Below are 14,357 nucleotides of genomic sequence, written 5' to 3'. Positions count from 1 at the left end.
ATCCTATGAAAAATGATTACTTTTCACATCTTTCTGACGCCGATAACTGGTGTCAGAAATCAAATGAACAGGAAATGCCTTCTGATGATGTGGCATTTTTGAAGTATCGCTTGCATCAAATTAGTGATACTCGTGATTTTAATGATGACAGAAAGCAACAACCTACCTATCCAGACATTGAGCGTGTAGCAATCCAACCTCAAATTTGGAATAAACCTTTCAAAGCAAAATCCAAGCCAAATAGAAGTTTTATTGCCACAATTCGGCGTTTGATCATGTTTTTGTTGATTGCCATTCAAACTTATTTAGGCACAAATTATTTATCTTCTTTGCTACCCTATCAAAGTTGGGACAAAATTAATTTTATGGCTAATTGGCAGCTAAATCCTGAACTGGCAATATATAACGTGATTCCCTATATTATTCAAGGAATTATAATAGTCCTGTTTGCTATCTTGTTTTGTTGGATCTCAATTGGTTTTTGGACAAGTATTATGGGATTAATTTTGGCGGTCATAGGTAAAGATCGATTCACCATACCGATTCCAACTGATCCTGCATCCCATATTGACAATACGCATCGCACTGCTTTAGTTATGCCAATTTGTAATGAAGATGTGGCACGTGTTTTTGCCGGATTAGAAGCAACTTACCAATCACTCGTCGAAACCGGTCATGCCGCATGTTGTGACTTTTACATTTTAAGTGATACCAATGATCCCGATCTTTATGTTAATGAACTGAAAGCTTGGGCTGATTTCAACGCTAAAAAAGCCGATAACGGATGTCAAATTTTTTACCGTCACCGCAAACGTCGTGTAAAACGTAAAAGTGGTAACATCGATGATTTTTGTCGTCGTTGGGGTCATTTATATGAATATATGATGATTCTTGATGCAGACAGTATTATGACTGGCGACTGTATTTTAAAAATGATTGCCATGATGGAAATGACACCTAATGCAGGTATTTTGCAATCCCCTCCGAAGTCAGTCAGAATGAAAACACTCTATGGGCGTATTCAACAATTCGCTAATCAAATATATAGTGATATATTTTGTTCAGGTACTCACTTTTGGCAATTGGGTGAAGCACAATATTGGGGACATAATGCGATGATTCGTTTAAAACCTTTTATTGAACACTGTATTTTGTCGCCTTTACAAAAACGTAAAGGGCCTCTTCATATATTGTCACATGATCTTGTGGAAGCGACATTGATGCGACGGGCTGGTTATGGAGTTTGGATTGCTTATAATCTTAATGGTAGCTATGAAGAGCTTCCTGGCAACATGATTGAAGATCTTAAACGAGATAATCGCTGGTGTATGGGAAATCTAATCAATTTAAGATTAATCTTTAAAAGTGGAATTACCTTCACCCACCGCATTATGTTTTTGACCAGTGGTATGGCTTATATATCGTCACTTTTATGGTTGATCTTTTTAATCTTTTCTACATTATTATTATTGGTATTTAACATTTCAGAACCACAATATTTTTACCAATCCAATCAATTTTATCCTACTTGGCCTAAATGGGATGAACAGTTAGCAATAAGACTATTATCGACAACGTTAATATTATTATTTGCGCCAAAATTTTTTAGCTATGGTATTATCATTGCCAAAACCAGAGCAAAAGACGTAGGTGGAATTTTTAAATTAACCTTATCTATCCTTATTGAAATGATATGGTCGATGATTTTAGCCCCTATCCGCATGATATTTCATAGTAAATTTGTGGTAAAAGCATGGTTGGGTAGTAAAATCCAGTGGAAATCCCCTTCACGAAATGATGACGCGTTAACATGGGGCGAGTCATTCTATTTTTGCTGGCCACTGTCAATATTAGGCATTATTTGGTTAGCGATAATAATTTGGCTCAACCCGCAATTTACCTATTGGTACATTGCAATCCTGATACCGTTAACTATTTCTCCATTGGTTATTCGTGTTTCGGGTCTTTCTAGTGTGGGAATCAAAGCTCAAAAAGCAGGTTTATTTTTAACCCCTGAAGAAACGCATCCAACTCGTGCCGTCACATTGACAGACGATTATTTACAACAAACCGAGGCTGCTTTTGTGCAACATGGCTTTATTATGGCACTTGTAGATCCGGTTTATAATGCGCTGGCATGTGCATTATCTACTTCACGTCATTTAGCGAATGAAAAAAATCAATTAGTACGTGACGAATTAGTTCATCACTATTTACACACAGATCTTGAAAAAATTACTAAAGAACAACAATTAGCAATTTTAGAAGATCCTTTCATCCTTTCTCAATTGCATCGCCATATTTGGCTGCAACAAGAAAAATACGACAATTTGTTCCAATTATGGCAAAATGAGCGTCAATAGTAATTTATAGGGCTTTAGCCCTATTTCTTTTTTATGAATTATCAACCCTCATGGATTTTTTTATGACTTGGCAACCTTCTGCATCTATCACTAACCTTCTTAAGCGCGCAAAAATCGTTTCTCAAGTAAGACAATTCTTTGCTGACCGATGTATTTTAGAAGTTGAAACTCCAACTTTAAGCCAATATGCTGTCACGGATGTGCATTTAAGTTCCTTTGATACCACTTTTTATAAACCAGGCGAATTTGAACTATCTCAAGGACAAAAAATGACGCTCATTACCAGTCCTGAATACCATATGAAACGCTTACTGGCTGCGGGCAGTGGTCCTATTTATCAAATCTGTAAATCCTTTCGTAATCATGAAGAAGTGAGTCGAATTCACAATCCCGAGTTTACTATGCTTGAATGGTATCGAATTCAATTTGATATGATGCAAATGATCAACGAAGTCGACGATCTATTACAATACGTCTTAGATTGTGAGCCAGCTGAAAGAATTTCATACCAAAAAGCTTTTCAACGTCATTTAAATATCGACCCGCTCGAAGCAGATCACCAAACATTAATTACTGCTGCAAATCAACTCAACATGGGTATTAAAACTGAAGATTATGATCGAGATTCATTATTACAGTGCTTGTTTACCTTAGGCGTTGAACCGCATATCGGGAAAGATAGACCCATAGCTGTCTTTAATTTTCCTGCTTCTCAAGCAGCATTAGCCACTATCAGTTCCGAAGATCATCGTGTTGCAAGTCGTTTTGAGTTCTATTATAAAGGTGTAGAACTTGCCAATGGATTTAAAGAACTGACAAATGCGCAAGAACAAAAGCTACGATTTGAACAAAATAATCTGGATCGCACCAAATTAAACTTACCACAACAAAATATTGATGTTGAATTATTAGCAGCAATGGAAGCAGGATTGCCTGATTGTGCAGGCGTTGCGGTAGGATTAGATCGCCTAATCATGCTAGCGCTTGAGTCACAAAGCTTAGCGGATGTGGTATCATTTACTTTTGAAAGGGCTTAATTATGCTTGCTGCGTTGGGATTAATTGATTGGATTGCAATTATTTTTTGTTGTGTATCCTTAATTTTATTGATAATCGTTTTTAAGTACCAATTTACCAGCCATAATCTCAAACAATTATTTGATATTCAATTGTCACAGAAAAAAGAGGAATTGCAGACTCTTGTCAAACAAGTCATGCAGTTAGAAAATGAACTTAATGCGTATCGACAACAACACGTTGCTCAAAATATGAAAATTAGCGAACTGAAAACTCGCTTAGAAGAAACGCTTAATTCTGCGCATGAACGTCAAACTATTCTTGAACAAAGCGAGCAACGTCTTACAACCCAATTTGAAAACTTAGCTAACCGCATATTTGAACACAGTGGTAAAAAAATTGAACAACAAAATAAACAAAGTTTAGATTTTTTATTGTCACCACTTAAAGAGCAGTTAGAAGGCTTTAAAAAACAAGTTCAAGATAGTTTTGGTCAAGAAGCGAAAGAGCGTCATACACTGACACACGAAATTCGTAATTTGCAGCAACTCAATGAGCTTATGACTAAAGAAGCGATTAATCTTACCAATGCCTTAAAAGGAAATAATAAAACTCAAGGAAATTGGGGTGAATTTATCCTCAGTCAAATTTTGGATAATTCTGGATTACGTTTAGGTTATGAATATGAAACACAAGTAAATCTAACCAATGACGATAATCGACGATTACAGCCTGATGTTATTGTACATTTACCTCAAGGTGGTGATGTTGTGATTGATTCAAAAGTCACCCTTGTTGCTTATGAGCGCTATTTTAATGGCGAAGATGAGGTCATCAAAGCTAAAGCCATGTCAGACCACTTGATAGCAGTCCGTAATCATCTTAAACAACTTAGCCAAAAAGACTATCATAAACTTATCGGCATTAATTCGTTAGATTATATTCTGATGTTTATTCCCGTCGAACCCGCTTTTTTATGTGCCATAGATCAGGATCCCTCATTAATCAATGAGGCACTAAAAAATAATATTATGATAGTCAGTCCAACCACGCTTTTAGTGGCATTGCGAACTATTCATAATCTATGGCGATTTGAATATCAAAATCGTAATGCCGAATTAATTGCCGATAGAGCAAGTAAACTTTATGATAAAGTCCGTGGTTTTGTTGAGGATATGGAAAATTTGGGTAACTGTTTAGATAAAGCACAACAAACATTTCAAAATTCAATGAATAAATTGGCTAAAGGACGAGGTAACGTCATTGGTCAAATTGAAAAATTTCGGGAATTAGGTGTTGAAGTTAAAAAACCGATCGATCCTGATCTTGCTTTAGTGTCACTAGATGAATTGGAGCAGAAGCAAGAGACTATTTTAAATCAATCATTATAAGTAGGTATTGTATTGATAATGAAGAACGTCAGGCATTGAAGATCGCTAAATGCTAGAATATACAGATAAAGTGTCATTCACCATTCTTAAAATAACGTGTATACTCACTGAGTAAAAAGAGGATTACCTTATGCCCAAAAAAACGACTAAAGAACCGAGTTTTGAAGAAACACTGAAACAGCTTGAAACTATCGTCACACATTTAGAAAATGGTGACCTCCCCCTAGATGAAGCATTGAATGAATTTGAAAAAGGGGTCAAGCTTGCCAGAGCGGGTCAAAAACAGTTAAAACAAGCAGAGCAACGGATACAAATTTTATTATCTGAAAATAGTGATGCTGAATTGTCAGATTTTTTAGTGGATGATGATGAATAACTTAAAAACGTTGCAAGATCGTATTGATGCTTTTTTAACGTCGTATTTATCAGAAAAATCGGCATCGACTTTGCAACAAGCTATGAGTTACAGTTTACTTGCTGGTGGTAAGCGAATACGCCCTATTTTAGTCTATTTAACAGGTCAAATGTTTGGTTGTCCACTTGCTAATTTGGACGAACCGGCAGCCGCAATTGAATCAATCCATACCTATTCGCTTATTCATGATGACCTTCCTGCTATGGATAATGATGATTTACGGCGAGGTAAACCTACTTGCCATATTCAATTTAATGAAGCACAGGCTATCTTAGCCGGAGACGCATTACAATCATTAGCATTTACATTATTAGCTGAAAGCCAATTCATCGATGATCAAGCCAAAATTAGAATGATAACCGAGCTGGCACAAGCAAGTGGTTTAGATGGGATGTGTTTAGGACAATCACTTGATTTACAAGCTGAACACCAATCGATATCACTTGAGCATTTACAAAAAATTCACTGCTACAAAACTGGCGCTTTGATAAAAGCAGCGATACGCTTGGGCGCCTATGCGAGCGGTAATCAAGCTATCCCTTATTATGCTAATTTAGATCATTATGCAAAGGCAATTGGACTTGCTTTTCAAATTCAAGATGACATTTTAGATATTATTGGCGAACAAGCCATTATGGGAAAACCACAAGGTTCAGATATTGCGCATGAAAAAAGCACTTATCCGGCCTTAATGGGATTAAAAAATGCGCAACAGTTGACACAACAACTTTATCAACAAGCTATCGATAGTGTGAAGCAAATACCTTATAATAGTAAGCCATTACAAGACCTTGCTAGTTATATTATTAATCGTAATAGTTAACACACTCACTCAATAATAAAGATGAATTTAGATAATTATCCGCTATTAAAACAAATTAACTCTCCAACCGATCTTAGGCGCTATCCGCTTTCGCAATTATCTGCGATTTGTCGTGAGCTTAGGCAATTTTTGTTAACTAGTGTAAGTCAATCCAGTGGACATTTAGCTTCCGGTCTTGGCGTAGTTGAATTAACGGTCGCCCTCCATTACGTTTATCATACGCCATTCGATAAAATTATTTGGGATGTTGGACATCAAGCCTATCCACATAAAATTTTAACGGGTCGCCGTGATCAGATGCTGACTATTCGCCAAAAAGACGGCATACATTCTTTTCCACATCGAGAAGAAAGCGAATATGACGTATTAACTACAGGACATTCTTCAACTTCAATCAGTGCAGCATTGGGTATTGCCATTAGTGAACAAAAAAAACAATCAGGTCAAAAAGTTGCAGCCATTATCGGAGACGGTGCATTAACAGCAGGCATGGCATTTGAAGCAATGAATCATGCAGGTCATATCAAACCCGATATGTTAGTGATTATAAATGATAATGATATGTCCATTTCTGAAAATACCGGAGCATTAAATCAACATTTAACGCAAATTCTATCCAGTAAGGCCTATACTTCTTTTCGAGAAAGTGGCAAACGTGTTCTTTCCAATATTCCGCCATTAAAAGAGTTAGTTAAAAAAACAGAAGAACATTTAAAAGGTTTAATCACTCCTGCCATTTTATTTGAAGAACTGGGTTTTAATTACATTGGCCCCATTGACGGACATGATATTGAAAATTTAGTCTCCACATTACAAAGAGTGCGACAATTAAAAGGTCCTCAGTTATTGCATGTCATTACACAGAAAGGGAAAGGCTATGAGCCTGCTGAAAAGAACCCGACACTCTGGCATGGTGTACCAAAGTTTGATCCTATTGATGGAACTTTCCCGTTAGATAAAAAAATTGCACCCACCTATTCGCAAGTTTTTGGTGAATGGCTGTGTGAAATGGCAGAAAAGGACGAGCGATTGATCGCTATTACCCCCGCAATGAGTGAAGGTTCTGGTATGACTGAATTTGCTAAACGTTATCCCAACCAGTTTTATGATGTGGCTATTGCTGAGCAACATGCGGTAACGTTAGCGGCAGGTTTTGCTATTAGTGACTTTAAACCGATTGTGGCAATCTATTCTACTTTTTTACAACGTGCTTATGATCAAGTTATTCATGATATTGCAATACAAAATCTGCCTGTTTTGTTTGCGATAGATCGTGCGGGGATCGTGGGTGCAGATGGAGAAACCCATCAAGGGGCATTTGATTTAAGTTTTTTAAGATGTATACCAAATCTAGTTATCATGACACCAAGTGATGAAAATGAATGTCGTCAAATGCTATATACTGGCTATCTTCATCAAGGGCCTGCAGCGGTACGTTATCCTCGAGGAGAAGGAACAGGAACACCGCTAGCACCTTTAAATGCCATTCCATTAGGTCAATCTAAGGTATGCCGAGAAGGCGAAAAAATAGCTTTACTCAATTTTGGCACATTACTCCCTGAAGTTTTACAAGCTGCCGAGCAAATTAATGCTACAGTTATTGATATGCGCTTTGTAAAACCATTAGATGAGAAAGTACTTTTGCAGATTAGCCAAACCCATAATATACTAGTCACAATAGAAGAAAATAGTATTAAAGGCGGAGCAGGAAGTAGCATCAATGAATTCCTGTTATCGAAAAAAATAAAATGTGATATTTTAAACATTGGATTACCTGACAGGTTTATTCCACAAGGATCACAAAGTGAAATTAGGGCTGAAATGGGATTAAACTCAGAACATATTATCGATAAAATCAATAAATTTATAAATCAATAGGTAAAATATGGAAACTCAAGCTGTCACTATTCAAATTTTTGGACGAACGTTGAAATTTAATTGTCCAGTTGATGAAGTGGACGCCCTCAATAATGCTGCGAGAGATCTCGATCTACGCTTGACAAATTTACGTGAAAAATCACCACAAGTTGGAAGTGATCAACTAATTATGACGGCTGCACTGAATATCTCTTACGAACTGACTAAAGAAAAAGAAAAGAGTGATCAGTTTAGTGGTCGCTTAAAATTATTACAACAGTTACTTGATTCAGCTTTAAACTCGAACAATGAATCACTCTAATTGTAAATTTAATAAAAATACTATTGTATGATTTTTCAAATTTTGTATTATGTTACCCATCTCTGGGATGTTCGCGATTAAGGGTTAGTCCCCTGAGCCGATATTCTTTACTTTAGAATGATGTGACTTTTAATTGGTGTGTATGCCTTAATATTAAGGAAACCTAAAAATTAAAACACGTTGTTCACCTTGAACCTTGGGTTCAAGGGTTACGACCCTAACGACATCTTGGAGTTTTCCTTTTCTTCATAAGTGATAACTTAATGAACATCCGACAGATTATTCGCCAAAAAAGGCGTCAATTATCGCCTCATGAACGTCAAATTGCCCAGCAACGTATTTACCAAAAAATTGCTGATCATACTGCGATTGGTCAAGCCAAGAATATCGCAATATTTCTCTCTTTCGATGGCGAAATTGAAACTAAACCTATTATTGAATATTTATGGCAGCAAAATAAAGCTGTCTATTTACCGATAATTCATCCTTTTGTACCTACTCACTTACTTTTTATTCAATACACCCCTTACAGTCAATTAATCAAAAATAAGTATGGTATCTTAGAACCCGCTTTAAATGTATTAGATGTCATTCCCCATCAAAAATTGGATATTGTTTTCACTCCTTTAGTTGCATTCGATGATCGAGGTTATCGTTTAGGAATGGGTGGCGGATTTTATGATCGTTTGTTAGCTAATTATAAAGCAGACCAAATTTTACCGATTGGTTTAGGGTTTGCCTGCCAAAAAGTTCAGCAACTAAGCAATCAACCTTGGGATATCCAATTACCTCAAATCATTTATGCCTGAATCACCTTTACAATTATATTAAAAAAAGTGATTGAAATTTGTATCATTTAAAATTGAATAGTTGTATACTTATTTACGCTTCATTTCTTAACTTTGTTTTTTTAAACAATGGCTATTCAAAAGTAATAATTTGTAAATTACAATCTTTCTTTTTACAGTATGTTATTCATCCTTTTAGTTCTTTTTTTGTTTTGTATTATTGTTTCATACTCAAGTCTTAGGGAATAAATATTCTAACTCATGGTGGAATTTTATTTCTTAAGACTTTTTTTTATAATAAAAAGGAGTGTAGCAATGTCAGAAAAAAAAGCCTTAACCACCAACAATGGAGCACCAATAGCCGATAATCAAAATTCCCGTACCGCAGGTCCTCGAGGCCCTGTATTAATTGATGATTATCAGCTTATTGAGAAACTTGCACAATTTAATCGTGAGAACATTCCTGAAAGACGTGTACATGCCAAGGGATCGGGTGCGCATGGTACATTTACCGTGACTAATGATATCACTCAATATACTTATGCCAGTATTTTTACCAAAGTGGGGAAACAAACTCCCGTGTTTGCCCGATTTTCAACTGTTGGCGGTGAACGAGGTTCATCCGATACAGCCCGTGATCCTAGGGGATTTTCTGTAAAATTTTATACCGATCAAGGTAACTGGGATATTGTTGGCAACAATACACCGGTATTTTTTATACGTGATGCCCTCAAATTCCCGGATTTTATTCATACCCAAAAACGTGATCCTAAAACCAACTTAAAAGATCCGCAAATGATGTGGGATTTTTGGTCTTTGTCACCGGAATCACTTCATCAAGTCACCATTCTGTTCTCTGACCGTGGTATTCCTGACGGCTTTAGACATATGCATGGTTTTGGTAGTCATACTTACAGTATTATTAATAAAGATAATGTTCGCACTTGGGTTAAATGGCATTTTAGAACGGAACAAGGTATTAAAAATATCCATCCTAAAAAAGCAGCCGAATTAGATGGTAGTAATCCCGACTCAGCACAAGAAGACTTATTTAATGCAATTGAACGCGGTGACTACCCTAAATGGCGCCTTTACATGCAGGTAATGACTGAAGAACAAGCCAATCATCATCCTGAAAACCCTTTTGATGTGACAAAAGTGTGGTCACAAAAACAGTATCCATTAATTGAAGTGGGCGTAATGGAACTTAATCGTAATCCAGAAAACTATTTTGCTGAAGTTGAACAAGCCGCATTTGAACCAAGTAATGTCGTGCCTGGAACGGGGTTATCGCCAGATAAGATGTTACAAGGGCGAATTTTTGCTTATGCCGATGCACATCGTTATCGTATAGGCACAAACTACCAACAATTACCGATCAATGCGCCGAAATGTCCGGTACACAATTATCAACGTGATGGAGCTATGCGCTTTTATACACCAGATAATGCGCCTAATTATGAGCCAAATAGTGTTGATAGCGCACCTAAACAACAACCACAATATGCTGAGCCACCGATGCATGTGCCTGCTGGTACAATGGATAGACATGATCATCGTGTTGACGATGATTACTATTCACAGCCACGCGCATTATTCAATTTAATGCGTCCCGATCAAAAACAGCTCCTGATTGATAATATTGTCGGTTCAATGAAAAACGTTGATCGTGATATCCAAATTAGACAGCTTAAACACTTTTATAAAGTCCACCCTGATTATGGTTCCGGTGTTGCCAATGGGTTAGGAATTGAAATCGATCTTATCAAAAGTTAGTTCACCTTATAACCACAGTGCCGACTTTGCTTAATCGGCACTGTATGGTTAATACATTTAGCGCTAAGTTAAATAAACAGGCTATTTATTTGTATTTACTCTTATTTTGGCTGGCGAACAGGACTTAACTCTATTGTTGAAAATTCATAGATAAATATAAAACTGTTTTGATGGTTATTTGGAAGAATTTCTTGAGAAAACAATCAAATATTGTTTTATTTACAGCTTGGTTAGTGGTTTAACTAAACCAAGCTTATTGTCCTTTTTTAACTACTTATTTTTTTGTCTGACTATCTCAAATAAGCAAACGCCCGTTGCTACCGAGACATTCAGCGATGACACAATTCCCGCCATTGGAATACTGACCAATTCGTCACAATGTTCTTTGGTTAAACGTCGCATACCTTCCCCTTCTGCGCCCATAACCAGAGCCAATGGAATATTTGTTGATGATTTGTAAAAGTCAGTTTGATAAAGTGTGCGTTCTGCTTCTCCAGCTGTGCCCACAATCCACACATGATACTCATCTTGTAACATTCGCATAGTACGAGCTAAATTGGTTACCCGAACAACAGGGATACTTTCAGCTGCTCCACAAGCCACTTTTTGTGCCGTCGAATTAAGCGGAGCCGAACGATCTTTCGGGACAATAATAAAATTAACCCCTGCGGCGTCTGCTGTTCTGATGCAGGCACCAAGATTATGTGGATCTGTTACGCCATCTAAAATCAGAATAACGGGATTGGGTTGCTGTTCAACTAGTAATGGAATGTCATTTTCTTGATAGGTACGACAGGGTTTTACTATTGCTAAAATACCTTGATGTACACCATTTTTAGATTTGTCATCTAACCACTGGCGATGGGTTATTTTCACGATTAAACCAAGTTGTTCTATTTCATGCACAAGACTATTAAGACGTTTATCTTCCCGCCCTTTGGCGATGTAAACCTCAATAATTCTTTCAGGGGCACGTGTTAAAAGTGCTTCTATAGCATGGATACCGTAAACTGTTTCACTCATCTATTTTTTACTCTTTACTTTCTTACTTTTAGCCGTTTTACTTGTTGATGTCGATGCGATTTGAACCGCATTTTTATCTACCTTTTTGCGCTTTCCTTTATTTTTATTTGTCGCTTTCACCTTTTTTCTAACGCTGCCACTCACTACTTGTTTTTTGCTTTTACGCTTTTTAGCCGGTGCAATATCGTTATTATTTTTATCATTTAGCTGTTTAGCCTTAGTTTTTGCGGTTTTACCATGACGCTTAGGCTTATTATTACTACTGACCAAGGCAAAATCAATTTTTCTTTCTTCAGGATTAACATTTTCTACTTTAACGCTAACTTTATCACCTAAACGGTAACTGTAATGGGTATTTTCACCAATTAAACGATTTCGAGATGCGTCATATATATAATAATCATTTTCAAGCGATGAAACATGTACCAAACCGTCTATAAACAGATCATCTAATCTGACAAAAAACCCGAAGTTCACAACACTTGATATGGTACCATTAAAGACTTCACCCACATGATCTTGCATATAATCGCACTTGAGCCAATCAACCACATCACGCACTGCCTCATCGGCTCGACGTTCAGTCAGTGAACAATGTTCGCCAAAATAGAGCATTTCGTTAATGGTATAACGATGCCCGCCTGTCTTACTGGTTTTATGCTGTTCATTGGCTAATATCCACTTAATAGTTCGATGTAACAGTAAATCAGGGTAACGTCGAATTGGCGAGGTAAAATGACCATACTCTTCAAGTGCAAGCCCAAAATGACCCCGATTTTCTGGATCATAAATCGCTTGTTTCATCGAACGTAAAATAACTGTCTGTAACATATCACTATCAATACGATCTTCAATCGCTAGCATCAATTCGGCAATATCTTTTGATTTTGGATTACCACCGCCACCTAACGATAATCCTAGTTCTTGTAAGATGCTACGTAAGTTATTCATTCGCTCTTCATCAGGACGATCATGAACACGAAACAAAGCAGGTACGTCCGCTTCAATCACCAGTTTTGCTGCTGCAACATTAGCTAAAATCATACACTCTTCAATAATTTTATGTGCATCATTACGTTGTGCTAACTCAATACTTTCGATCCGTTTATCGGCATTGAAAATGAATTTCGGTTCTTCCGATTCAAAACCAATCGCTCCACGAGCAATTCGTGACTTATCCAATATTTTGGATAAGCCATATAGGTTTTCTAAATGTGGCACTAAATCATGGTAATGTTGACGGAGTTCTTTATCACCGTCTAAAATTTTTGCAACTTTCGTGTAAGTCAATCTGGCATGTGAATTCATCACAGCGTCGTAAAATTGATAACCGGTCAAACGACCTTTGTTTGATATGGTCATCTCACAAACTAAACATAGTCTATCTACCTGTGGATTAAGCGAACAAAGACCATTTGATAACGCTTCTGGCAACATCGGCACGACACGAGAAGGAAAATACACCGATGTACCGCGTAAGCAGGCTTCTTTATCAAGTGCTTTATCGGGTCTGACGTAATAGCTAACATCAGCTATTGCCACCCATAATCTATAACCTCCACCACGATTTTTTTGGCAATACACGGCATCATCAAAATCACGTGCATCTTCACCATCAATGGTAACTAAAGGTAGATCCCGTAAATCTTTACGCCCTTTTTTGGCTTTTTCGGGCACTTCATCACCAAATTTACTCACCTCTTTTTCAACGGCTTTAGGAAATTCATATGGGATTTCATGATTACGAAGAGCAATATCTATGGCTAAGTTAGTCCCCATGATTTCACCAAGGACTTCTTTAATGACACCGACCGCTTTTTGACGACGTTCTGGGCGTTGTTGTAACTCAACAACGACGACCGTTCCCATGCGTACTGTGCGTTTCGGTTTACCAGTGATTAAAATATCAAAATTTAAGCGACTATCATCAGGCACCACAAATCCAACGCCTTGTTCAATAAAGTAACGACCAACAATTAAATTACTGCGAGGTTCTAAAATACGCACAACACGTGCTTCTGTTTTTCCACGATATTGATTACTCAGTGGTTGGGCTAAAATTACATCACCTTGTAAGACTTTTTTCATCTGTTCTGGCGATAAAAAGTAATCTTCAGGTTTTCCTTCAACACGTAAAAAGCCAAAACCATCACGATGTGCAATCACCTTCCCCTTAACCATATCTAACTTTTCAGGCAATGCATAACATTTACGGCGTGTAAACACGACTTGACCATCGCGTTCCATTGCACGTAAGCGGCGATGTAGTGCTTCTTTTTGTTCTTCAGTTTTAATGGAAACGGCTTGGGCAATTTTTTCTAAATTAGCAGGCTTCGCCTCTTTGGTTAGGTAATCTAATATTAATTCGCGACTGGCTATCGGTGAATCATATTTCTGCGCTTCTCGTTCATAGAATGGATCGTTTATCATAAGGAATATCCAGAGATCATATTTAATCGGTAGCATAACATAGAGTTATGTAACTTAAAATAAACATTCCTTTTTACTACTAATCTTTATCGATATAATTTACATAGCTAAACAAAACTAAATTATTAACATCAAAACCGAATCTAATTCGCC

11 protein-coding genes and 1 other RNA gene are annotated in these 14,357 nt (G+C 37.0%); 10 read left to right on the top strand and 2 right to left on the bottom strand.

The features are described 5' to 3' along the window. The first annotated feature begins 5 nt into the window (after positions 1–5). The 10 genes from mdoH to ACGH6P_RS07670 all read left to right on the top strand — a co-directional run bounded on the left by mdoH (position 6) and on the right by ACGH6P_RS07670 (position 10,751). Positions 6–2,363, top strand: coding sequence for a glucans biosynthesis glucosyltransferase MdoH (gene mdoH / locus ACGH6P_RS07715; protein WP_411597179.1), 2,358 nt, complete (start codon positions 6–8; stop codon positions 2,361–2,363). 62 nt (positions 2,364–2,425) lie between these two features. Continuing rightward, positions 2,426–3,400 carry an elongation factor P--(R)-beta-lysine ligase gene (gene epmA / locus ACGH6P_RS07710; protein ID WP_267361064.1) on the top strand — a complete coding sequence of 325 codons (975 nt, stop codon included), beginning with the start codon at positions 2,426–2,428 and terminating at the stop codon, positions 3,398–3,400. Between the two features lie 2 nt (positions 3,401–3,402). Next, the gene (gene rmuC, locus ACGH6P_RS07705; protein ID WP_411597178.1) at positions 3,403–4,770 is read left to right on the top strand and encodes a DNA recombination protein RmuC; all 1,368 of its coding nucleotides are present in this window, start codon (positions 3,403–3,405) and stop codon (positions 4,768–4,770) included. Between the two features lie 130 nt (positions 4,771–4,900). Next, positions 4,901–5,146, top strand: coding sequence for an exodeoxyribonuclease VII small subunit (gene xseB, locus ACGH6P_RS07700; protein WP_065559557.1), 246 nt, complete (start codon positions 4,901–4,903; stop codon positions 5,144–5,146). Beyond that, complete coding sequence (ispA, locus tag ACGH6P_RS07695) at positions 5,136–6,008, top strand: (2E,6E)-farnesyl diphosphate synthase (RefSeq protein WP_411597176.1); 873 nt, start codon at positions 5,136–5,138, stop codon at positions 6,006–6,008. The genes xseB and ispA overlap by 11 nt, the downstream gene beginning before the upstream one ends. A 15-nt stretch (positions 6,009–6,023) precedes the next feature. Continuing rightward, positions 6,024–7,886, top strand: coding sequence for a 1-deoxy-D-xylulose-5-phosphate synthase (dxs, locus tag ACGH6P_RS07690; RefSeq protein WP_411590082.1), 1,863 nt, complete (start codon positions 6,024–6,026; stop codon positions 7,884–7,886). Between the two features lie 7 nt (positions 7,887–7,893). Beyond that, a complete protein-coding gene (gene zapA, locus ACGH6P_RS07685; RefSeq protein WP_065559560.1) occupies positions 7,894–8,187 on the top strand; it encodes a cell division protein ZapA in 294 nt (97 codons plus the stop codon). A gap of 56 nt (positions 8,188–8,243) precedes the next feature. Beyond that, a non-coding RNA gene (ssrS, locus tag ACGH6P_RS07680) (6S RNA) lies at positions 8,244–8,426 on the top strand. 24 nt (positions 8,427–8,450) lie between these two features. Further along, positions 8,451–8,996: a 5-formyltetrahydrofolate cyclo-ligase gene (locus ACGH6P_RS07675; RefSeq protein WP_267379226.1), complete on the top strand. Its 546-nt coding sequence runs from the start codon at positions 8,451–8,453 to the stop codon at positions 8,994–8,996. Between the two features lie 294 nt (positions 8,997–9,290). Next, a complete protein-coding gene (locus tag ACGH6P_RS07670; RefSeq protein ID WP_411597175.1) occupies positions 9,291–10,751 on the top strand; it encodes a catalase in 1,461 nt (486 codons plus the stop codon). 270 nt (positions 10,752–11,021) lie between these two features. Here ACGH6P_RS07670 and rlmB read toward each other — a convergent pair whose 3' ends face one another. Together rlmB and rnr are read right to left on the bottom strand one after the other, a co-directional pair. Further along, entirely contained in the window at positions 11,022–11,774 is a 753-nt protein-coding gene (gene rlmB / locus ACGH6P_RS07665; protein ID WP_411597174.1) for a 23S rRNA (guanosine(2251)-2'-O)-methyltransferase RlmB, read from the bottom strand. Next, positions 11,775–14,204, bottom strand: a complete 2,430-nt coding sequence (gene rnr / locus ACGH6P_RS07660) for a ribonuclease R (protein ID WP_411597173.1) — start codon at positions 14,202–14,204, stop codon at positions 11,775–11,777. Positions 14,205–14,357: the final 153 nt, after the last annotated feature.

This window comes from Gilliamella sp. CG25 (genome assembly GCF_046635705.1).
Taxonomy (GTDB): domain Bacteria; phylum Pseudomonadota; class Gammaproteobacteria; order Enterobacterales; family Orbaceae; genus Gilliamella; species Gilliamella apicola_I.
Note: the sequence above shows the minus strand (reverse complement) of the source record. Positions and strands in the feature narration are given on the sequence as shown.

Coding starts and splice junctions, on each gene's coding strand:
- zapA (WP_065559560.1), top strand. CDS start 7,894: ATGGAAACTCAAGCTGTCACTATTCAAATTTTTGGACGAACGTTGAAA.
- xseB (WP_065559557.1), top strand. CDS start 4,901: ATGCCCAAAAAAACGACTAAAGAACCGAGTTTTGAAGAAACACTGAAA.
- rlmB (WP_411597174.1), bottom strand. CDS start 11,774: ATGAGTGAAACAGTTTACGGTATCCATGCTATAGAAGCACTTTTAACA.
- epmA (WP_267361064.1), top strand. CDS start 2,426: ATGACTTGGCAACCTTCTGCATCTATCACTAACCTTCTTAAGCGCGCA.
- ACGH6P_RS07675 (WP_267379226.1), top strand. CDS start 8,451: ATGAACATCCGACAGATTATTCGCCAAAAAAGGCGTCAATTATCGCCT.
- mdoH (WP_411597179.1), top strand. CDS start 6: ATGAAAAATGATTACTTTTCACATCTTTCTGACGCCGATAACTGGTGT.
- rmuC (WP_411597178.1), top strand. CDS start 3,403: ATGCTTGCTGCGTTGGGATTAATTGATTGGATTGCAATTATTTTTTGT.
- ACGH6P_RS07670 (WP_411597175.1), top strand. CDS start 9,291: ATGTCAGAAAAAAAAGCCTTAACCACCAACAATGGAGCACCAATAGCC.
- rnr (WP_411597173.1), bottom strand. CDS start 14,204: ATGATAAACGATCCATTCTATGAACGAGAAGCGCAGAAATATGATTCA.
- ispA (WP_411597176.1), top strand. CDS start 5,136: ATGATGAATAACTTAAAAACGTTGCAAGATCGTATTGATGCTTTTTTA.